The sequence below is a fragment of the Pedobacter sp. Bi27 genome, assembly GCF_918698255.1.
GTDB lineage: Bacteria > Bacteroidota > Bacteroidia > Sphingobacteriales > Sphingobacteriaceae > Pedobacter.
The window spans coordinates 551376-572897 of sequence record NZ_CAKKMW010000004.1; the positions used below are offsets into that span (position 1 = coordinate 551376).

Annotated in this window: 16 protein-coding genes; 9 read left to right on the forward strand and 7 right to left on the reverse strand. The window is 37.5% G+C overall.

What is annotated here, in order from left to right:
- Positions 1 to 5: 5 nt before the first annotated feature.
- The 3 genes from LQ227_RS16245 to LQ227_RS16255 form a co-directional block, all read right to left on the reverse strand.
- Entirely contained in the window at positions 6 to 1577 is a 1572-nt protein-coding gene (locus LQ227_RS16245) for a SusD/RagB family nutrient-binding outer membrane lipoprotein (RefSeq protein WP_230141506.1), read from the reverse strand.
- Between the two features lie 11 nt (positions 1578 to 1588).
- Positions 1589 to 4744: a SusC/RagA family TonB-linked outer membrane protein gene (locus LQ227_RS16250; protein ID WP_230141509.1), complete on the reverse strand. Its 3156-nt coding sequence runs from the start codon at positions 4742 to 4744 to the stop codon at positions 1589 to 1591.
- A 647-nt stretch (positions 4745 to 5391) separates the two neighbouring features.
- Positions 5392 to 6612: a sterol desaturase family protein gene (locus LQ227_RS16255; RefSeq protein WP_230149972.1), complete on the reverse strand. Its 1221-nt coding sequence runs from the start codon at positions 6610 to 6612 to the stop codon at positions 5392 to 5394.
- A 163-nt stretch (positions 6613 to 6775) separates the two neighbouring features.
- Between LQ227_RS16255 and LQ227_RS16260 the strand changes: the two genes are divergently transcribed.
- The 5 genes from LQ227_RS16260 (at position 6776) to LQ227_RS16280 (ending at position 11785) form a co-directional block, all read left to right on the forward strand.
- Positions 6776 to 7534 (forward strand): ROK family protein, encoded by a 759-nt coding sequence (locus LQ227_RS16260; RefSeq protein WP_230141513.1) that lies wholly within the window; start codon positions 6776 to 6778, stop codon positions 7532 to 7534.
- A gap of 85 nt (positions 7535 to 7619) precedes the next feature.
- The gene (gene gndA / locus LQ227_RS16265) at positions 7620 to 9035 is read left to right on the forward strand and encodes an NADP-dependent phosphogluconate dehydrogenase (RefSeq protein ID WP_230141514.1); all 1416 of its coding nucleotides are present in this window, start codon (positions 7620 to 7622) and stop codon (positions 9033 to 9035) included.
- 29 nt (positions 9036 to 9064) lie between these two features.
- The gene (gene zwf / locus LQ227_RS16270; RefSeq protein ID WP_029275241.1) at positions 9065 to 10579 is read left to right on the forward strand and encodes a glucose-6-phosphate dehydrogenase; all 1515 of its coding nucleotides are present in this window, start codon (positions 9065 to 9067) and stop codon (positions 10577 to 10579) included.
- Between the two features lie 105 nt (positions 10580 to 10684).
- Entirely contained in the window at positions 10685 to 11410 is a 726-nt protein-coding gene (gene pgl, locus LQ227_RS16275) for a 6-phosphogluconolactonase (protein WP_230141516.1), read from the forward strand.
- A 9-nt stretch (positions 11411 to 11419) separates the two neighbouring features.
- Entirely contained in the window at positions 11420 to 11785 is a 366-nt protein-coding gene (locus tag LQ227_RS16280) for a DUF5655 domain-containing protein (protein ID WP_230141518.1), read from the forward strand.
- Positions 11786 to 12010: 225 nt separating this feature from the next.
- Here the strand turns inward: LQ227_RS16280 and LQ227_RS16285 are convergent, their stop codons facing one another.
- From LQ227_RS16285 to LQ227_RS16295, 3 genes are all read right to left on the reverse strand, one after another.
- On the reverse strand, positions 12011 to 12892 hold the full coding sequence (locus LQ227_RS16285) for an exopolyphosphatase (RefSeq protein WP_230141522.1): 882 nt from the start codon (positions 12890 to 12892) through the stop codon (positions 12011 to 12013).
- Positions 12892 to 14952: a polyphosphate kinase 1 gene (gene ppk1, locus LQ227_RS16290; protein WP_230141524.1), complete on the reverse strand. Its 2061-nt coding sequence runs from the start codon at positions 14950 to 14952 to the stop codon at positions 12892 to 12894. Before ppk1 ends, LQ227_RS16285 begins: the two co-directional genes overlap by 1 nt.
- A gap of 100 nt (positions 14953 to 15052) precedes the next feature.
- Positions 15053 to 15682: a hypothetical protein gene (locus LQ227_RS16295; protein ID WP_230141526.1), complete on the reverse strand. Its 630-nt coding sequence runs from the start codon at positions 15680 to 15682 to the stop codon at positions 15053 to 15055.
- Between the two features lie 76 nt (positions 15683 to 15758).
- Between LQ227_RS16295 and LQ227_RS16300 the strand changes: the two genes are divergently transcribed.
- From LQ227_RS16300 to LQ227_RS16315, 4 genes are all read left to right on the forward strand, one after another.
- Positions 15759 to 16250, forward strand: coding sequence for a YajQ family cyclic di-GMP-binding protein (locus LQ227_RS16300; protein ID WP_029275247.1), 492 nt, complete (start codon positions 15759 to 15761; stop codon positions 16248 to 16250).
- Between the two features lie 127 nt (positions 16251 to 16377).
- A complete protein-coding gene (locus tag LQ227_RS16305; RefSeq protein ID WP_230141528.1) occupies positions 16378 to 16818 on the forward strand; it encodes a GNAT family N-acetyltransferase in 441 nt (146 codons plus the stop codon).
- Positions 16819 to 16887: 69 nt separating this feature from the next.
- Positions 16888 to 17484: a DUF4142 domain-containing protein gene (locus tag LQ227_RS16310; protein WP_230149973.1), complete on the forward strand. Its 597-nt coding sequence runs from the start codon at positions 16888 to 16890 to the stop codon at positions 17482 to 17484.
- A 155-nt stretch (positions 17485 to 17639) separates the two neighbouring features.
- Entirely contained in the window at positions 17640 to 19253 is a 1614-nt protein-coding gene (locus LQ227_RS16315) for a S8 family peptidase (RefSeq protein WP_230149974.1), read from the forward strand.
- 143 nt (positions 19254 to 19396) lie between these two features.
- Here LQ227_RS16315 and LQ227_RS16320 read toward each other — a convergent pair whose 3' ends face one another.
- Positions 19397 to 21520 (reverse strand): xanthine dehydrogenase family protein molybdopterin-binding subunit, encoded by a 2124-nt coding sequence (locus LQ227_RS16320; RefSeq protein WP_230149975.1) that lies wholly within the window; start codon positions 21518 to 21520, stop codon positions 19397 to 19399.
- Positions 21521 to 21522 lie beyond the last annotated feature (2 nt).

Below are 21522 nucleotides of genomic sequence, written 5' to 3' on the forward strand. Positions count from 1 at the left end.
TTAAATTAAGGTTTTTGCCACCAAACTTGTGTACTGATTGCATCGGCACCTTGCGACGCTACCGCATTTTTATAATTGGTAGGATTTGCTGATTGAGTAACCACTGGATAAAATAACCGGGCTGGCATTATCCCATTGTTAAGCAAACCTAAACCTTTTGGCAAAATTGGGTATGCACTACGACGGTATTCGAACCATTGCTGAAAATCTACCAAAAACAATGCATAATATTTTTGTTGATGGATTAACAACATTTTACTCATTGTGTTAGGCGATGCGCTGTTTAATGGTAATGCATTATTCCATTCAATATCAGCCGCATTAACATAAGCTGTTACTGCTGGATCGGTTGCACCGCCAGCCATTACTGTAGGTAACCAATAATTTATCGCATCTGCAATTCCTTTGTAATAATAAGTTTGGGCACTTCCACTTATCCATCCTTTGGCGGCTGCTTCTGCTAAAATAAAATCTACTTCGGCAGCATTCATAATTATACCTGTATAAGGATCGGTTTGAAGAGATAAAACGGCATTATCACTTGCCGAATAAAAACTAGATTGTTTTGCAGGCTCGTTACCTGGTACATAACCACTTGGCACACCTGCATATCCATTAGTACCCGGCCTAATACGGAAACGATTAATACCACTTGTGCCGTAAGATTGAAGTATGCGGGGGTCATTCCATACTACCAGATTATTTATAAAAAACTCACCAAGTGCAGGCACGTAAAAATCATTAACGCGTACATTTGCCATAAAGGGCGATGTAAGTAATGCATTGCTTACATTTGAACCTGTCCATTGTAATTTAGCTGTATGCTGATTATTGACCATGATTGGATAATTAGCAGAATTAACATCAACGATATCCTTTATTTTAGCAATAACAGTTGGTGAAACTTCGGCTTTGCCCGATACGCGAAGCAATAATCTTAAATACAATGAATTACCTAATCTCCGCCATTTACTTACATCTCCGTAAAAAACCGGATCGCTGGTAACAACAATTGGTGTTCCATCTTTCAATAAATTATTAGCTTGTTCAAGTTTCTCGAACATTCCTAAATAAATATCTTTTTGCTTATCAAAAACCGGTTGGTAATTACCTTCTTTTCCTTTATTAGCTTCAGTAAAAGGTACATCGCCATAAGTATCTGTAAGTAAAGAATATATCCAGGATTGCAGGATAAGAGAAATACCTTGATATGATTTATTTAATTTTTCTGGTTTACTCGCAATATCCTGAATATCAACAACATTGGTTAAATTTAAATACCAATTGTTCCATGTGTTATCAGCAGCGCTTCGTCTAATATCATATCTAAACGTTTTTCCTTCGGCATCGCCTAAATCAACAGTAACCTGCATTAACTCGTTATTAAAGTTACGGTTACGCAACATATTGGTCGACATTAGGTTTACTAATGTTGGCGCTAATAGCTGATCGGCATTTACTTCTGTTTTTCCAAGCGGATCGGTATTAACTTCATTAAAATCTTTTGTGCAAGAGGGTGTTGATAAACTCAATCCTGCCAAGATGATATATATAATAATGTTTTTATTCTTTTTCATAACTATAATTTTTATAAACCGACAACTAAGCGCACTCCATAATTTCTTGTAGAAGGGAGTTGACCGGTTTCAAACCCTTGTTGAATATCTGAGCCAGCTAAAGTTCCAAACTCTGGATCGAATGCAGGCCAAGGTGACCAAATGAACAGATTACGACCGTAAGCACCTACTGTTAGTTTACTAAAGCCAATTCTGCTCAGGAATTTTTTATTAAAAGCATAAGTAATATTTGCTTCTCTAAATTTTAAATAATCTGTACTAAAAATACTTCCTTCTGCCTGGTTGTAATATAAAGAATTGTAATATCCCTCTATGTCTGTAGCAATAATATCGTTTTTACGATAGGTACCTCCACCGTTATCTACAACTCCATCACCAATTATACCATTATATCTACCAGGTAAAGTAATTGTTGACTTACCCAATGAAGCCATACGGGCAAAAGTAAACGAGTGACCAACAGCACCTAATTGTGCATCGAATAAAACACTCATACTTACTTGTTGATAGGTCACACCAGTACCAAAACTAAACCTAAACTTAGGTAAAGTATTACCTAAATATTTTACTTCTGCAGTTGGTTTAGCATAGCCTGTTACTGAATCAAAAATTATTTGACCATCAGGCGAGCGTAAAAAGCCAGTTCCATACAAATCTCCCATACTGCCGCCAACTGCCGCAACCACTTGCCCCGAGTTGCCAAAACCACCTGTACGCAAAATCACCGAGCTATCTGCTAATTCTTTAATTTCGTTACGGTTAGCGCTAAATGTACCATTCAATGTCCATGTAAATTTCTTAGTTTTTAATGGCGTAGCATTAACTGACATTTCTAAACCTTTGTTATTTACCCTACCAACATTAAAAATACCAATATCATAACCCGATGATTTATCGAGTACACGACTAAGTATTTGATTTTTTGTATTACCACTATAAACGGCAACATCAAAATTTAACCTGTTTTTAAATAATTTCAAATCCAATCCCAATTCAATGGTTGTCGTCATTAATGGTTTTAAATCTGGATTAGGTAAAATCCTTGGGTTCGTCATTGCATTACCTGGGTAAACACCATTGGCAGCTATTAAGTAGTTGTAAGCAGTACGATAAGGAGTTGTGCTACCACTTCCTACTTGTGCATAAGATGCCCTTAACTTTGCAAAACTTATTGCTTTTGGCATTTTCCAAAAATCTGACGCTACAAAAGCTAAACTTGCCGATGGATAAGAAAAACCAACATTATCTTTTCTTGTTAAAGTAGCCAATGTACTGTTCCAATCCTGACGGATAGTTAAATCTAAAAATAAATAGTTTTTGTAAGCCAGTGATGTCATGGCATAAAGACTGTTAATTCTATAACGGGCGGTATCTGGCACATAAACTAATTTGTTAATGTTATTGGTTAAGCTATAATACCCTGGTATTTTTAAACCATCTGCACGGGTTTCTAACTTACTATATTCGTTACGCATTTGGCTACCACCAACACTCGCTGATAAATTAAAATCTTTTGTAAGTTTTTTATCGTACTTCAACATAAAATCGGCATTAATTTCATACGATTTAATATCAGCTACGCGATATGATCCTTGTGCAAACATACCGCCTGACGAAGTATCCCAAGGGCGCATGGTTTCGCGTATATCTTTATTATAATCTCCAGATGCACGCACCATTAAACTCAATTCATCAGTAAATTTATAGGTAGCTTGTATATTTCCTAACCAGCCGTTACGTTTTTGTCCATTTAAATACTGTTCTGAAATAGCATAAGGGCCTTCTGGAAAAGAGGTTGTTAAATTTGAAAACTGTTGTAGTTCTTTACCTGGAGCCCAATAATCCCGGTACCAATCTGGATTAATGTTAGGCTGTGCAAACATAAACCAATACATTAACGATTGATTGCCATAACCCGTGGCAGGCAAATTATCACTGTTCCTGTTACTATATTGTACTTTTAAATTTAAGCTTAATCTTTTGGTAATATTCGTATTCGCGTTTAGCGAAACATTTGTTCTTTCCATGCCGGTATTCGGTACAATCCACTCATTATTACCGTGGCTTGCCGAAAAACGAAGACCTACATTTTTAAGTGTTCCATCTAAACTAACCGAATTGGTAGATTCGAAACCTGTGGTAAAAAAACCATCAACAGGGTCTCCATAGCCTACCCATGGTGTTTTGGTTAAGCCTTTTGCCTTAGTTGCAGGATCATATTGGAAAAACATATATCCATCAGCGAAAGCGGGGCCATAAGTTGAACTTGTATTACCTGTACCAAATTGATAACTTGTTGTACCATCTGTACCAGCTCCAAATTCATTTTGTCTGGCAGGACCACGATTAACATCCTCCCAAGAGCTATTGGAAGTAAAAGAAATTCCTAACTTCTTTTTATTTTTATTAGCTGATTTAGTGGTAATCATAACCGCTCCATTGGCGCCCCGTTGCCCATAAAGTGCAGAAGCTGCCGGACCTTTTAACACCGTTACACTCTCTATATCATCAGGATTTAAATCATTAATACCACTACCAAAATCTACCGGCATAATATCACCCGATGTACCATAAACTCCCCCTCCGGTAGCTGCCGAACGTTTAGAACTACTGCTGGCTACTACACCATCAATAACAATTAGCGCTTCATTATCTCCGGTTAAATTGTTTTCGCCACGCAAAATGATTTTGTTTGAACCAGCAGGGCCACTATTTCTTACTAAATTTAAACCAGCTACTTTACCAGATAAAGCATCTGTCCAGTTACTTGAAACCGCGTTTGTAAGTTGTGTGCTATCAACCTTTGTTACGGCATAACCCAATGCTTTCTCTTCGCGTTTTATTCCCAGCGCCGTAACCACTACTTCACTTAACTGGCTGGTAGATGAGGCCAGTCTTATCGTTGCATTGTTTTCGCTATTATTAAACGTTTTCCGCAAGGTTGCATAGCCCACCATATTATAAAGAACAGTAGTTCCTTTAGCAATAGTGATGGTATAATTTCCCTTCTCATTTGTTACCCCCAAAAACTTCTTATTGTTATCCGTTATCGTTGTTCCAATTAATATTTGCCCATCCTGATCATCTAACACCGTACCTTTAATTACAATATTTGGTGCCGGAGTTTGTGCAAAACTTTCATTAATACAAATTAATTGTATCAGCATAACACAAACGAAAAAACTAAAGCGTTTTAGTCTACCCTTAAAAAAAGTTCGATTTTCCTTTTGGTGATTATCAGGACTGCTTTGCTTTACATGCAGAACGCATTGATGCCACGAAATCTGTTGAGTAAAATTTTTGATCATAATTATTATAGTATATCCGGTTAGTAATAGGGTTCATATCTGCGATTTATTTTGTCCGGATTTGCGGGCAAAATAAGCCTGTTTATGTTAAAAATATATTAAGCAAACATTAACCTATTGAAAAGCAACCTAAACAGATTGCGATTTATTTAGTTTCACTTACTATATATTTCGTTAATTAAAATTAGCAAAACAAATCGAAACTAAAAACAATAAAATAAATTAGCAGGAAATATTTTTTAATTGAATGTTTAAGCAGACAGAAATATCGATGATCGTAAGAAGAATGGGATAAACAAGTTATACCTAAACATAGCAAAAAATGGCTCTACTAATAGAATATAGAGAAAAAATAAGGTACCAATGAATTAACTCATCAACACAAATGCATTACGTAATAATTTTATTACAAGGCAGGGTAATAGGAAAATAAATAGAGCAACAAAACGAAACATCGCGTTGTAACATTTATATATCAACCTAAACCGAAAGATAAAGAAACATAGCTAACCTACCTTTGCATACTCAAATACATGCTTCATGTAAAGTTTGCGTAAAGAGAATGTCCGTTCAAGTGCAATTAAGATAATCACCGGAAATATTAAAAAACCGAGCAGGTTAAAAGTGTAGAAAAAATAGCCAAAAATTAATATGAACCTGAAACATTCGAGGTAATAGATCCATTTACGTTGTTCCAAAAGCGCACCGATATTGATTAAAGTAAGCAAGATAAAGACAAGTATTGCAGCTTTATTGAATGGTGTTAAAAAACTGTAAAATAAGGTCGTCCCGGTAAGCATTGCAACTACTGTTATCAACTGTATATTTAAATAGGTTTTAAACTTAGGTTTAGCAACACGTTGTATTTTATTCTGAAAGTAACGCTCTTCTAAAATGGGTCGGATGTTTTGATCCATCAACGCCGGACTCCCGAATATGGCATTCCATTTAGCCTTAAATCCATTTGCACGCTTGTATGCCTCTCCTATTTCTAAATAGTAGTGAAAATGCTGCCAAAGGAAACTATAACTTTTAATAGGATGTGTTAAACCATATTTAGGTGCCTCTTCTTCGGCCTGAAAAGTACCGAATAGTTTATCCCAGAATACAAAAACATCGCCATAGTTTTTATCCAGGTATTTTTCATCAGAAGCATGATGAACGCCATGCAAAGAAGGCGTGATGAATATATGTTCCAGCCAGCCCAGCTTACCGATTAATTGTGTATGCGTAAAAAATGAATAGGCTCCATGAGCCAAAAGTATGGTAATAATCATATTGGGATGAAAACCAATTAATGGTAATATACACCAAAACACATTGCGGAAAATGGCTTGAATGGTCGTAATCCGCGCAGCAGCGGATAAATTAAACTCTTCGCTCTGGTGATGAACGATATGTGCAGCCCACAAAAAATTAATTTCATGGCCTAGCCTATGGTACCAGTACCAAACAAGATCTGTCGACAAAAGCAATAATATCCATACATACCATTTTGTAGAAATATTAAAAATTGCATAATTTAAATACACCCAATCGTACACCTGATAAAAACTCGCCGCAATAAATAAGTTCAATAACCTTTCGGCAATACCTACGCTAAAATTTGCAACCGTACTTTCATATTTAAATATTTTCGCCTTTTTTTGGTACTGAGCGATCCTAAACTCAATAAATACAAAAATAAAAAATGCTGGAATAGCAAATGCAAGGTAGTTTACCGTCATAACTTTTGTGGTCGTTTTTAGTTTAACGGAACAAACTTAAATATATTCTATTAAATACATAGATTTTATAGAATATATTATTACACCTAAATTACTCCGATCTTCATTTAATGTTTGTTGTTTTAATTTATTTGTAGAACTTCGAAATTATAAATACACAATTATGGCTACAGATAAAAAAGCTGAAAACAACAATATATTATCTATTGATATAGGCGGTACAAGCATTAAAACGGTTCTTTTGGATGAAAGCGGAAACATGCTTACCGAATATCTAAAAAGCAAAACCCCGCCCGAAGCTACTCCAAAGGATATTGTTTCTGGAATTATAGAGTTGATCAAGCCTTTTCCTGTTAGCTATAACCGCGTATCGATCGGTTTTCCAGGATATGTTAAAAACGGAATTGTTAAAACCGCCCCTAACCTGGCAAAAAACAAATGGACAGATGTTGATCTCGCGCAGCGTGTTGCTAACGAGTTAGGTAAATCGGTACGTTTGGTAAATGATGCCGATCAACAAGGCTTAGGTGTGGTTGAGGGCAAAGGCTTTGAAATTGTTTTCACAGTAGGTACGGGTTTTGGAACAGCTTTATTATTCGATGGAGAATTACTACCGCATTTAGAACTCGCCCATTTCCCCATCAGCAAGGAAGAAGACTATGACGATTATATCGGAAATAAGGCTTTCGAAAAAATTGGATCTGAACGCTGGAATAAAAGGCTCAAAAAAGTAATCGAAATCTACAAAACGGTTTTCAATTATGATACCTTATATATTGGTGGTGGCAATTCTAAACAAATAGACTTTAAACTCGAAAGCAATATCAAAATTGTAACCAACAGAGACGGGATTAAAGGTGGTGCTAAACTCTGGAAACTGGCCGACAAGTACAACATCTTTACTGTTGAGCCTAAAAAATAATAATCTTTATTACAATCTTTTAACAACAATAGCTGCAATATTAATTTGTAAATCCTAATTTTGGGTGCATTAGAAAAAATAAAAAATGGCAAATAACGATTCGAAAAAATATAAATTGGGAATGATCGGTTTAGGCACAATGGGCCGGAACTTATTATTAAACATGGCTGACAAAGGCTTCTCTGTAACAGGTTACGATAAAGACAGAAAAATGATCTCGAAACTTGAAGAAGAAGGCAAGAAACACAACTTAGAAGGATTTGACGATATTGAAAGCTTTATTTCTAGCTTACAAACACCACGTACATTAATCTTATTAGTACCAGCCGGACCAATTGTAGATAGCGTTATTGCAGAACTAAAACCACTTTTAAGCAAGGGCGATATTATTATCGATAGTGGCAACTCACATTTTACCGATACCAACCGCCGTGTTGACGAACTGGAGAAAGATGGTTTACATTTCTTCGGAATGGGTATTTCTGGTGGCGAAGAAGGCGCACGTTTTGGTCCGAGTATGATGCCGGGTGGCGATAAACAAGCTTATAACGTAGTTAAAGATGTTTTTGATGCCGTAGCTGCAAAAGTTGGAACCGATCCATGCGTTACTTACATTGGCCCAGGTGCTTCCGGCCACTTTGTTAAGATGGTACATAATGGAATCGAATATGCCATCATGGAGCTTATAGCTGAGGTTTATGGCATTCTTAAAAATGGCTTAGGCTATTCAAACGATGATATATATAAGGTATTCAAAAAATGGAACGAAGGCAGGTTACAATCTTTCTTATTAGAGATTACTGCCGAAATTTTTGTTTTTAAAGATGCTGAAACTCAAAACGATCTTTTAGATCAGATCAAAGATGAAGCACGTTCAAAAGGTACCGGAAAATGGACTTCGGAGGTTTCAATGGAACTTCAGTTACCCGTACCAACCATTAATGAAGCTGTTTCTAACCGTGATTTATCTAAATTCAAAAAACTAAGGGTTTCTTTAGAAGAGGCTTTTGGCAAAAAAGACACCAAAATTGCTGTTACTATTGAGGAACTGGAAGATGCATTTTACTTCTCTATGATCAGTGCTTATGCACAGGGTATGCATTTACTGGTTCAGGCTTCAAAAGAATACCAATACGATTTACAGTTACAGGAAATTGCTAAAATCTGGCGCGGTGGCTGTATCATCAGGGCTAAATTTTTAGAAGATATTTATCAGGCATACGATAAAAACAACGCTTTAGAGCATTTATTTGGCGATGCCGGTATCCAGAACATTATCAAAGGTACTTTAGCCGGTACACGCAAAACAATTAGTGCATGTATCAATTCTGGTTTGGGTATCCCCGCATTTGCGTCTACCTTAACCTATTTCGATACCATTACCACAGCCAGGATGCCTTCTAACTTAATCCAGGCACAAAGAGATTTCTTTGGAGCACACACCTTCGAGCGTATCGATAAAGATGGTGTTTTCCATGCTGATTGGAATAAATTATCATAACCTATTAGACTTACGAACAAGAACATAAAATGAAAACCAAAACCGCATTAAACCCTACCATTTTTGTAATATTTGGTGGAACAGGTGATTTAAACAAAAGAAAATTAGCACCTGCCCTATATAATTTATTTATTGAGGGTTACATGCCAGATAAATTTGCCATTATTGGTACAGGTAGAACCGAATTTACCGACGATAGCTACAAAGCTGCTTTAGAAGATGCTGTAAACCAGTTTTCGCGCAGCGGAAAAGTAAAAAAAGATAAATGGGACGATTTTGCAAAGACGATGAACTACTGTCCTACCGATTTTGCCCAGCCAAAAACTTTCGAAAACCTAAAAGGAGCTGTAGAAAAATACCAAAAAGAATTTGGAGCCGGAACACAGGTAATTTTCTATCTGGCAGTTGCACCTAATTTCTTCCCGATTATTGCTGAATGTTTGCAAAAATATAAACTAACGCAAGATGAAGACAATAGCCGTATCGTTATCGAAAAACCTTTCGGCCATGATTTAGAATCAGCAAAAGAGCTGAACACATTATTGAGCACCATTTTTACCGAAAAGCAGATCTATCGCATCGATCATTATTTGGGTAAAGAAACCGTACAAAACATGATGGCTTTCCGTTTTGCCAATGCATTGTTCGAGCCGTTATGGAACAGGTCTTATATCGATCACGTTCAAATTTCGGTAACCGAGCAGTTAGGCGTGGGCGATCGTGGAGGTTATTATGAAGGTTCTGGTGCTTTAAGAGATATGATTCAGAATCACCTGTTGCAATTGCTTTGTTTGGTTGGAATGGAAGCGCCAATTAATTTTGATGCCGATGAAATCAGGAACCGTAAGGTGGAGGTTTTAAGAGCAATGCGTCCTTTTTCTGCTGAAGATATCCGTTTCCATACTGTTCGGGGTCAATATAGTAAAGGTTGGGTTGAAGGTAAGGAAGTGCCTGGATACCGTCAGGAAAAAGGTGTTGATGCACATTCTAATACTGAAACTTTTGCTGCTGTTAAATTCCATATCGATAACTGGAGATGGCAAGGTATTCCTTTCTATTTAAGAACTGGAAAACGTTTGAACCAAACTTCATCTTTAATTACCATTCAATTTAGAGATGTTCCGCATCAGATTTTCTCATCAGGTGTAACCGAAAACTGGCAGCAAAACAGGTTAGTAATCAGCATACAGCCAGAAATGAGTATCCGTATGCAGGTACAGGCCAAAAGACCTGGATTGGATATGGTATTGAATCCTGTTGATATGGTTTTCGATTATAAAGGAACTTACGAGGGTGATACCCCTGAGGCTTACGAAACCTTATTATTAGATGCCATGATGGGCGATCAAACCTTGTTTATGCGTGGCGATCAGGTGGAAGCAGCATGGGAACTTGTTATGCCGATTTTAAATACTTGGGAAAGCAAAAAATCAATCAACTTCCCTAATTACCCTGCCGATAGCTGGGGACCAGAAGAAGCTGAAGCACTTATTGCAAGAGATGGTTTCCACTGGTTTAACTTGCCATTGAAGAATAAGGAATAAATTTTTACTCAGGTCGTCACCCTGAATTTATTTCAGGGTCTTGTTCGAGATAGATCCTGATCCCAAATATTCGGGACAGCATGACGGCTCTTATTAGTTACAAAAATGAATCTACTCATATACAAAACATTAGAAGAACTGAATCAGGATCTGGCAGATTATGTAATTAAAATTGCAGAAATGTCTATCGAAGAAAACGACCGCTTTAATTTCGTATTAACTGGCGGCAGTTCTCCTAAAGCACTTTATCATCTTCTGGCAACAGAAGGTCAGCACAGACTTGATTGGGAAAAAGTATACTTCTTCTTTGGCGATGAGCGCAACGTTCCTGCCAATGATGATAACTACAACGGACTAATGGCCAAGAAAACCATTTTAGATCCACTAGGCATTAAAGAAGATCATATTTTTTACGTTGATACCACTTTGGCTCCAGAAAAGGCCGCTATCGAATATAAAAAAGCAATCGACAAGCATTTTAATGGTGAAGATCTGATTTTCGATTTAATCCTTTTGGGTATGGGCGATGATGCACATACGGCTTCGATTTTCCCGCATACTACTTTGGTCAAAGATGAAGAAGTAAATGTGGCTTCGGTTTATGTAGAGAAATTAGATACTTATCGCATCAGTTTTACAGCACCGTTAATCAACAAAGCCGATAATGTAGCATTTTTGGTTTTTGGAGAGAATAAAGCCGAAGCGCTGAAACATGTTATAGGCGATACCGAAAAAAATGTCGATTTATATCCTTCCCAATTAATTGATCCGATTGATGGAAAATTAACCTGGTTTACCGATGAGGCTGCAACAAAATTATTAGAAGATTAAAAAATTATGATGTCTGAAGAAAAACATTTATCAGACTTTTTAAACGGAAAAACGGAATATACCTTAGGGTTATTCCGTTTTTTTGTTGAGCAATTGACCGGATTAGGAGAGATAAATCTCAACCCTACAAAATCCATGATTGCGATCGAATCAAAAAACAGTTTTGCATATATTACGCAATTGGGGAAAAATTTTATTCATGTGGTTATTCCTTTCAATCAACCTTATGAAAACAATCTTTGCTTCACTAAGATTGCGCAGGTGCCAGGAACGGATCAATTTAACCACCATTTGAGGATTTATTTCGAAGAAGATGTTAATGATGAGGTGAAAGGTTTTTTAAAAATGGCTATGAAACAAAATACGTCATCCTGAACTTGTTCCAGAGTCTATAATGTGCTGCGGTAATTTTCAAGGTATAGGTGCTGTTGGATGTTACCATCCGACAGTTTAATAAAAATAAATTTTAGTGTCAGATGGAAACATCTGACACCACACCAAAATCGATTAAACTAGGTGCGTCACCCTGAACTTGTTTCAATGTAGCAACTCCATTGATAGATTTCTCCGCTTCGGTCGAAATGACGACCAGTCACATCTTTAATCCAATTTCTCTTCAATCAACAGCTTAATAATCCCATCGGCCATTCCCACTTTAGGTACGTAAATCTGTTTTATACCAGTCCACTTCATTAAGGTTAGGTAAATTTCGCATGCTGGAATAATTACGTCTGCACGATCGGGATTTAAGCCCAGCGTATTAATTCTTTCTTTCAATGAATAACTGGTTAATTTATTATACATCGAATTTAGCTTCTGCAACGATAAAGGCGCGTTTTCCTTCTCATCCGACATGCGGAACAATTTATTGATGTTACCACCGGTGCCAATACCTGCCAAATGTTTATAGGCTTTTGTATGCTCTTTTACCCAATCTTTCATTTCATCCCAGGTTTCTTCCTTGTCCTGGTTATCGAGCATCCTGATTGTACCAATATTGAAGGATCTTGATGCTTCCGGAGCACCTTTTACAAAAACTGACAGTTCGGTACTACCTCCACCCACATCAATATATAAGTAATTTTTATTTTCGTCTAACTCTTCTTCAATATGGTTAGCATAAATAATATTTGCTTCCCGCTGCCCCTCAATAATCTCTAAAGTAACGTCTGCTTCCTTTTTAATCAGCTTAACAATATCTTCTCCATTACGGGCCTCACGCATGGCAGATGTTGCACAGGCTAAATATTCCGAAACATGATAAACATCCATCAGATTTTTAAAAGCAGTCATGGTTTTTACCAGATCTGCAGATTTTTTTTCCGAAATATGTTGATCTAAGAATGCGTCATCTCCCAACCGGAGCGGCACACGTATAAGGGTGTTCTTTTTATACTTATATTTTCCGTCTTGTTTGCTAATATCAGCAATGAGTAACCTCACCGCATTCGAACCGATATCTATAGCTGCGTATCTTAACATTATGATTGATGCTTGGTTTTTAAATAGTTGTAGATGTCTACCTGCGCCCTTATCTTTTTACTTAATCTGTTTTTATGGTATTTATTATTGTTCAAAGCATTGATCTGCCTCGATTTGGTATTGTCCTGCAATTGCAGATCGATAATATCCTGTATCTCCTGTTTCACATCATGATCTAAAACCGGGAATCCTACCTCTACACGGTGTTCGAAATTCCTGCTCATTAAATCTGCAGATGATAAATACATATCGTTTTTACCGTTATTACCAAAAATATAAACCCTGGCATGTTCCAAAAACTTATCGATAATACTGATGGCGGTAATATTTTCACTAAAACCCTTTACTCCAGGTACCAGACAGCAGATGCCACGGATAATCAGCTGAACTTTAACCCCGGCATTGCTCGCATCGTAAAGTTTGGCAATAATCCCTTCATCTGCTAAACTATTTACCTTTAACATGATGTAGGCGAGTTTGCCCTGTTTAGCATTCCTGATTTCACGGTTAATAAAATTGACCAATTTCGAACGGCTCTCCAACGGCGAAACAATCAGGTGTTTAAATCCCTTCGTTACGGTACGTTTGCTCAAAGCATCAAAAAGTTTTACCAGATCGTTGGTAATCTCTTTCTTTGCGGTAAAAATACTATGGTCGCAATATAAACCTGCGGTTTTCTCGTTAAAGTTTCCTGTTGCTAAGTTTGCGTAGTAAACCGGCTTGTCTTTTTCAATCCGTTTAACCAAACAAATTTTGGAGTGTACTTTGTAGTCGGTTAAACCATAATTTACCTTAACACCCTCCTCCATTAAGCGGCTAGTCCAGTAAATATTAGCCTGTTCATCAAAACGGGCTTTAAGTTCTAATAAAACGGAAACTGCTTTACCATTTTTAGCAGCGTTGATTAATGCATTGATTACTTTTGAGTTTTCGGCTAATCGGTATAAAGTAATCTGTATTTCGGTTACTTTCGGATCAATTGCAGCTTCACGCAAGAACAAAATAATATAGTCATACGATTGGTAGGGTAAATTCACCAAATAATCGCGCTGGGCAACTTTATTAAACATACTTTGGGTTCTGTGCAAGTCGTGAACCTTCAGTGGCACATTCGGCGCATATTCCAATTCTTTTTTACCTACATTCGGGAAGGCAATAAAATCGCCAAACTTATGGTAACGGTTACCCGGAATTAAACTTTCGGCCTCAAGCTTAAGTTTATTCACCAGTACAGTAAGCATATTTAAAGGCATCGCCGAATCATAAAGCAAACGCATTGGTTTCCCTTTTTTACGTTTTTCTAAACTGCTTTTTAAATCTTCGATAAATTTATCATTAATGTTTTTATCAATATCTAATTCGGCATCCCGTGTGAGCTGGATCGAATAAGCCTCTAAATTATCGTAAGTAAAAACATAAAATATATCGTCTAAACAATACCTGATAATGTCTTCGGCAAGAATAATAAATTTTAGATCGTTTGTTTCAGGCAGTACCAAAAACCGCGGCAAATTAGGCGGAATTTCAATGAGTGCATATTTCTCTTTAATTTTTGTATCCTTTTTCGAAAGTTTAACAAAAAAGTAAAGGTACCGGTCTTTCAGTTCTGGAAAAGGTTTATCCATATCCAGCATAATGGGAACCAGATTGGATAAAATCTTATCCCTGAAATGATTTTTAACAAATTCACCTCTACTTACATTCAGTTGGGTATCATTTAAGATAAAAATCCTGTTTTGAGCAAGTTCGTTTATTAGGGTAGCCTGAAAAAGCTGGTCGAATTTTCTTTCTTGTTTTACAACGATGTTTTTAATCTCATTCAGAATTTTCTTTGGATTAAACCCCAAAAGCGCTTTAGCCTTATCATTAAGATTGGTTAGCCGGGTCATGGTGGCCACTCGCACACGGTAAAATTCCTCTAAATTTGAAGAAAATATAGATAGAAATTTAATCCGTTCAATCAGCGGAACCGTTTCATCGGCAGCTTCTTGCAATACACGTTCGTTAAAGTAAAGCCAACTGATTTCGCGGTTTAAAAAAGGGATCTTCTTATTGCTCATTTAAAAAAATAAAAAATCCCTGCCAAAACAGGGATGCTCAAAACTGCACATTAATTTGTTAAATTGATGTTAATTCATTTACACGTTAACGTTAACAAATTTATTTTTTAGTAGGTGTTTTCGTCTCTTTATTAACCGATGTAGCAGTTTTAGCAACCGTTTTTTTAACAACAGGAGATGCTTTTGCAGAAGTAGCGGCCGGCGTTGTTACTTTTTTAACTGCTGTAGCAGCTTTTGCTGGTGCTTTACCTGCGGTACTTGCCGCTTTTTTGGCAACTGTTGTAGCATCTTTTACTGCTTCTTTTGCTTTTATAACTGGTTTTGCCAATACCTTTTCTGCCTTTTCTTCTGTTTCTATTGCAGCAACCTTAATGCTTTGTACTACTGGTTTAGCCTTTGCAACGGCTTTTTTAACCACTTTTTGAGCAGTTTTTTCAGATTTACTTACAGCTTTGGCAACTGGTTTCTTCGCTGCTTTTGCTTTCTCTTTTGATGCATGTAACAAATCATCAATTTTCTGTCCCACATCTGCCTTTACGATGGTGAACTTCTTAGTTAATTTTTTAGCCACACGCTTACTCGCTTTCCCTACCTCCGTACTAATTTCCGATACATCATGACCTAAACTTTTGATCACATCCAAGAACTTATCCGTAATCGACTGCTCCAACTGTTTCTTCACTTCTTTTTTTGTGATCTTTTTTTGAGACTTCGGTTTAGTGGTTTTCATATTATTTTTCGTTTTTTTGTGAGGATGGATTAATTTCTATTAAATCTACTTATTTTTTTACTTTAAAGCTAAAACCATGCCTTCTTTTGATATTGTAAGTAAAGTTGATGCGCAAACATTGGACAACGCAATTAACAATGCTAAAAAAGAAATCCTTAACCGATTCGACTTTAACGGATCGAAAAGCACCATCGATCTCGATAAAAAAACAAACGTAGTAACCATTGTTACTGAAGATGATATGCGATTAAAAGCAATCGAAGGTTCCATTATCTCGCGGATGATGAAGCAGAATTTAGATCCGAAAAGTTTAGATTTTGGCGATGAGCATCAGGCCTCCGGCAACATGATCAGAAAAGAAATCAGTATTAAAGAAGGATTAGATAAGGAAGCAGCAAAAAAGGTTGTGGCAAAGATCAAAGCCAGTGGATTAAAAGTTCAGCCTGCCATTATGGACGATCAGGTTAGAGTAACCGCAAAAAAAATCGATGATCTGCAAGCTGTGATGAATCTTTGTAGAAATGAAGATTTTGGCCAGCCATTGCAGTTTATTAATATGCGCAATTAGAAAACTTAACTGTTTAAACTGGTTAATCGGTTAACTGTGGAAAGGCTTAGAAAACTTAGCTAATTCTTTAAGTGGATTTTGAAAGAATTCACTCATTTAATCATTCAAAATTCAATCATTAATCAAAATGGAAATCAGCGAAAACGGTTTTATATTTTCCGATAAAAAAGAGCTTTTAGATCTCGAAGCCGTACATCATTATTTGAGTGTAGAATCTTATTGGGCAAAAGGCATCCCTTTTGATACCGTAAAACGTTCTATTGAAAACTCGCTTTGTTTTGGCATTTACAAAGGACCAGAACAGGTAGGTTTTGCCCGTTGGGTAACCGATAAGGCCACCTTTGCATGGCTTTGCGATGTGTACGTTAAAGAAAGTTACCGTGGTTTGGGCTTATCAAAAAAACTGATGTCGTTTATGGTCTTCCACCCTGATTTACAGGGATTAAGAACTTATCGGCTCGGTACCTTAGATGCACACGGATTGTACAAACAATTTGGTTTCGAACCAATTGAAAATCCGGAGCGTTTAATGGCTATTGTTGTTAAAAATCCATACGGAGCGGAATAATCGACATTCAGCAGCTAAAACCTTTTTTCAACTCTCTTGTTTTTCATACACATCAAAATTAGAGAAAACATGAAAAAGATATTTTTATTATCCACTGCTTTTGCCCTGGTGCTTTCATTTCAGGCTTGTCAAACTGCAGATAAGAAATCGGCAACCACAAAAGACAGTGTTGCTGGCGACACCAATATGGTAAATGGCAACCATGCTACAGGAGCCGAAAGTACAGAATCGGGTGTTGATGAAGCGGGTGCAACTTTTTTAAGAAAAGCTGCAATTGGAGGTATCATGGAAGTTGAAGCCGCTAAGATTGCGCAAAAAAATGCAAAAAGTGCTGAGGTGAAAGATTTCGCCGCTAAAATGTTGACTGATCACACAAAAGCCAATACAGAGCTGAAAGCTTTGGCTGTAAACAAAAAAGTAATCACCCCAGACGCATTGCCGGCCGAAGATCAGATTCATTTGGATGAAATGAAGAAAATGACGGGTACGGCTTTTGATAAACATTATATGGCTATGATGGTTGCCGATCATAAAAAAACTGTAGCCTTATTTAAACAGGGGACGCAAAACCGCGATCAGGCAATTAAAAGCTGGGCTGGCAACACTTTAAGTGTAATTGAATCTCATGATGAAATGGCTAAAAAAATCGTTATCAACATGAAATAAACAGCGGCGAATTTTGCTTTAAAGATCAAAATCCTGAATAATGAATTTCAGGATTTTTTTGTTACTAAAATGTGTGAAAAACATCATTTTTAATACAATTTCGTCCAATAAAAAAATTAAAATTAACTTTCGGCGTTTAATACAAAAATACATAAATGAATAAGAGTAGAATTTTTAGCGCGCTGTTAAGTGTTGCGCTTGTGAGTGCGGTACCAACTTTGGCCAATGCGCAAAAAGCAAATTGGCAAAATCTTGATCTTAAAAGTGATAGTACATTCGGAATCAGTACCGAAAAAGCATATAAAGAACTTTTAAAAGGTAAAAAATCTGTTAAAGTTATCGTAGCGGTTAATGATGGCGGTGTAGAAGCTACCCATGAAGACTTAAAACGAATTATGTGGGTAAATACCAAAGAGATAGCCGGCAATGGCAAGGACGATGATAAGAATGGTTATATCGACGATATAAATGGCTGGAACTTTATTGGCGGGCCTAAAGAATCTGTAAACTTCGAAACTTTAGAATTAACCCGTTTGGTTCGTCGCGATCAGGCCCGTTTTGCCAATACTACAGATGCAAATGTAGCAGAAAAAGATAAAAAAGATTTCGAAATTTTTAAAGCTGAAAGAGCCGATTTAGAAAAACAATTGGCAGAAGCCAGGGAAAATCTGGCAGGTATTACCGGTTTTAAAACAGCTTTAGACGCTGTGGTGAAGAAAATCGGTAAAGAGAACCCAACCGTTGAAGATTTTAAAAACTTCAAACCTTCTACAGAGGTTGAAGGCAGGATCCAAAATGTACTGAGCCAGCAATTGGAAAAAGGCAGCTTCAAAGATTTTTACGAAGATCAGATTGTAGAAGGACTGGATTACTATACGCGCCAGGTCAATTACAACTTAAACCTTGATTACGACCCACGCTCAATAGTTGGCGATGATCCAAACAACGTTAAGGAGAAATTTTATGGCAATAACGACGTTGCAGGTCCTGATGCGACGCACGGCACACACGTAGCCGGTATCATTGCGGCTGATAGAACCAACAAACTTGGTATTTTAGGTGTAGCGGATAACGTTGCCATTATGGGTGTTCGTTGTACGCCAAATGGTGATGAAAGGGATAAAGATGTTGCCAATGCTATTCGTTACGCTGTTGATAACGGTGCAAAAGTAATCAACATGAGTTTTGGCAAGGCTTATAGCTGGAACAAAGCCATCGTTAATGAGGCTATGAAATATGCGGTATCTAAAGATGTATTGATCGTTCAGGCAGCGGGTAACGAAAACAAAAATATCGATGTAGAAAATAATTTTCCTAACCACAAAGATTTAGATGAGAAGACTATTGCATCGTGGATTACCGTCGGTGCTTCAGGTCCTAAAGATGATGAAACATTAAAAGCCAGTTTTTCTAATTTCGGCAAAACCCAGGTAGATGTTTTTGCTCCAGGCGTTCAGATTTATTCTACCGTACCGGGTTCTAAATACAAAAATTTAGACGGAACCAGTATGGCCTCTCCTGTTGTAGCTGGCTTAGCAGGATTAATCCGTTCTTATTATCCAAAATTAACTGCAGCACAGGTAAAAGAAATCATCGTTAAATCAGTTACCAAAGTTAACCATAACGTAGAATACGCTAAAGGTGAAGAACCAGGCGCAGAAAAAGTTTCTGTCCCATTCTCTGATCTTTGTATCAGTGGCGGAATTGTTAATACTTACAATGCATTAAAGTTAGCAGCAACCTACTCGGGTAAAGCGGTTGCGAAATAATTTTTCTGCTTGTCATTCTGAGCGAAAACGAAGAATCTTCACAAAAAATGCGTCCTGATATAAAATCGGAACGCATTTTTGTTTAGAATATTTAGAGAAGTCAAGTTTTAAAAACTTGACTTCTCTGGATTTGAACGGAATAATTATGCCAGTATCTTATCCGGCGTAATCGGCAATGTTCTGATCCTTTTTCCTGTAGCATTAAAAACAGCATTGGCTACAGCGGCAGAAAAACCGATCAATGCAATTTCTCCCATTCCTTTTGCACCCATTGGATTAATATAAGGATCGGGTTTATTGATAAAATTAACATCAATTTCTGGTACATCGGCATTTACCGGAACATGGTAATCGGCAAAATTATTATTGATATATCTTCCATAACGGTGGTCGATAATAGATTCTTCGGTTAAAGCCATGCCAATACCGCCAACAGCACCACCAAGCATCTGGCTTCGGGCCGTTTTTGGACTTACAATGGCACCGGAATCGCCTACAGAAACGATTTTACTCACTTTTACTACGCCTGTAAGCGCATGAACCTTTACCTGTACAAAGTGAATCGAGAATGAATACATAGAGTAATTATCCCTTTCCTTCCCCCCCTGGCTTTCTTTGGTTACTTCTATTTGCGGAAGATTATTCTTATTTAAAACATCAACAAAATTAGCCGTTGCATCCATATTAGAATTTGCAGCCAGTTCCGCAATCGCAGATTTTAATGCCACACAAACATCATTCACTGCCGAACCTACTGTAGATAATGTAGCTGAACCGCCCTGACTAGGCGCGGGCGGCAAAGAAGAATCACCCAATTCGAATGTAATTTTATTTACAGGGATCTTCATCAGTTTATTGGCGATTAAAGTCATGCCAGTTCCTGTTCCCGGGCCAATATCGCTGGTTGCACTTTGTAAAAGCAGCGATCCATCAGCCTTTAAAACGCCCTTCACACTGGCTTTACCTCTATTAGCATTAAAAACGCCAACACTTACACCATAACCTATTTGCCATGGCCCTTCAATCAAACTGCCAGGCTTATTTTTCCGGTTGCTCCACCCTATTTTTTCTGCCCCGATTTTATAAGCTTCTCTTATATTTTTGCTCGAAAAGGGTTTGTTTTTTTGCTGATCGGTTTCAGGATCGTTTTTGATTCTGAAATCCAATGGGTCCATATCCAAAGCATGTGCCATTTCATCAATAGCACTTTCAAGGGCAAAAGCTCCTGTAGCCTCCCCCGGACCACGCATCCATATTGGAACGCCAAGATCTACCGGAACAATGGCATAAGCCGTATTTACGTTATCGCATTGGTACATAAACTTCGCCATGTTCACCACGCCTTCGGTAAAGTTCTCGTAAGTAGAAGTTTCGCCGTAAGCCCTGTGTGTAATCCCCGTTAATTTACCATCTTTATTTGCGCCCAAACCAATGGTTTGTATCGCGGCCGGCCGATTGCCGACCATGGTAAACATCTGCATCCTGGTAATCACTACTTTTACAGGTTTACCAATATGTTTAGAGGCCATCACCGTTGCAATTTCCAACGGCCAGGTACGTAAAGCCATACCAAAACCACCCCCAACAAACTCCGAATTTACCTGAATATTCTCCATCGGAATTTTAAAGACATTTGCAATGGTGCCCTGAGTAGCTTTTACACCTTGTGTTTTGGCATAAACAGTAAGCTGGTTATTTGGCCTCCAATCGGCGATAATTCCGTGCAGTTCCATCGGGTTATGCGTTTCGATAGGCAGAAAATATCTTTCTTCGAGCTTCACCTCTGCTGTTTTATAAGCGTTTTCTGTACCGCGTTTATAGTCGGCCTGACCTTGAAGTTTCTTTGCTTTGGGATCTTTTAAAGCTTTTTCAAAATCGGTGTTAAAATCCTCTTTAGCATAAGTTGCTTTAACCAATGAAGCCGCATGAGTTGCCCTTTCGAAGGTATTGGCAACTACAATTGCGATTGGCTGTCCATTGTAGAAAATTTTGTCGGTATAAAAAATCTTCATCTGCGGACCACCTTCCTGCTCGTAAGCAGCTGCTGATGGCTTATTTAAATGCGAAATCACAGCAATTACACCTGGTGCTTTTTCAGCCGCTTTGGTATCGAGCGCTGTAATTTTTCCTTTGGTAATGGTACTGGTTACCAAAACACCATAGGTTAAACCCGGCAGTTCGTATTCCGCAAAATATTTAGCTTGCCCCGTAACTTTTAAAATTCCATCTACGCGGTCGTTGTCATCTTTTAAAATTCTCTTTTCCATAA

Excerpts from the sequence above, each read along its gene's own strand:
- LQ227_RS16245 (WP_230141506.1), bottom strand. The coding sequence starts at position 1,577 with ATGAAAAAGAATAAAAACATTATTATATATATCATCTTGGCAGGATTG.
- LQ227_RS16250 (WP_230141509.1), bottom strand. The coding sequence starts at position 4,744 with ATGCTGATACAATTAATTTGTATTAATGAAAGTTTTGCACAAACTCCG.
- LQ227_RS16255 (WP_230149972.1), bottom strand. The coding sequence starts at position 6,612 with ATGACGGTAAACTACCTTGCATTTGCTATTCCAGCATTTTTTATTTTT.
- LQ227_RS16260 (WP_230141513.1), top strand. The coding sequence starts at position 6,776 with ATGGCTACAGATAAAAAAGCTGAAAACAACAATATATTATCTATTGAT.
- gndA (WP_230141514.1), top strand. The coding sequence starts at position 7,620 with ATGGCAAATAACGATTCGAAAAAATATAAATTGGGAATGATCGGTTTA.
- zwf (WP_029275241.1), top strand. The coding sequence starts at position 9,065 with ATGAAAACCAAAACCGCATTAAACCCTACCATTTTTGTAATATTTGGT.
- pgl (WP_230141516.1), top strand. The coding sequence starts at position 10,685 with ATGAATCTACTCATATACAAAACATTAGAAGAACTGAATCAGGATCTG.
- LQ227_RS16280 (WP_230141518.1), top strand. The coding sequence starts at position 11,420 with ATGTCTGAAGAAAAACATTTATCAGACTTTTTAAACGGAAAAACGGAA.
- LQ227_RS16285 (WP_230141522.1), bottom strand. The coding sequence starts at position 12,892 with ATGTTAAGATACGCAGCTATAGATATCGGTTCGAATGCGGTGAGGTTA.
- ppk1 (WP_230141524.1), bottom strand. The coding sequence starts at position 14,952 with ATGAGCAATAAGAAGATCCCTTTTTTAAACCGCGAAATCAGTTGGCTT.
- LQ227_RS16295 (WP_230141526.1), bottom strand. The coding sequence starts at position 15,682 with ATGAAAACCACTAAACCGAAGTCTCAAAAAAAGATCACAAAAAAAGAA.
- LQ227_RS16300 (WP_029275247.1), top strand. The coding sequence starts at position 15,759 with ATGCCTTCTTTTGATATTGTAAGTAAAGTTGATGCGCAAACATTGGAC.
- LQ227_RS16305 (WP_230141528.1), top strand. The coding sequence starts at position 16,378 with ATGGAAATCAGCGAAAACGGTTTTATATTTTCCGATAAAAAAGAGCTT.
- LQ227_RS16310 (WP_230149973.1), top strand. The coding sequence starts at position 16,888 with ATGAAAAAGATATTTTTATTATCCACTGCTTTTGCCCTGGTGCTTTCA.
- LQ227_RS16315 (WP_230149974.1), top strand. The coding sequence starts at position 17,640 with ATGAATAAGAGTAGAATTTTTAGCGCGCTGTTAAGTGTTGCGCTTGTG.
- LQ227_RS16320 (WP_230149975.1), bottom strand. The coding sequence starts at position 21,520 with ATGGAAAAGAGAATTTTAAAAGATGACAACGACCGCGTAGATGGAATT.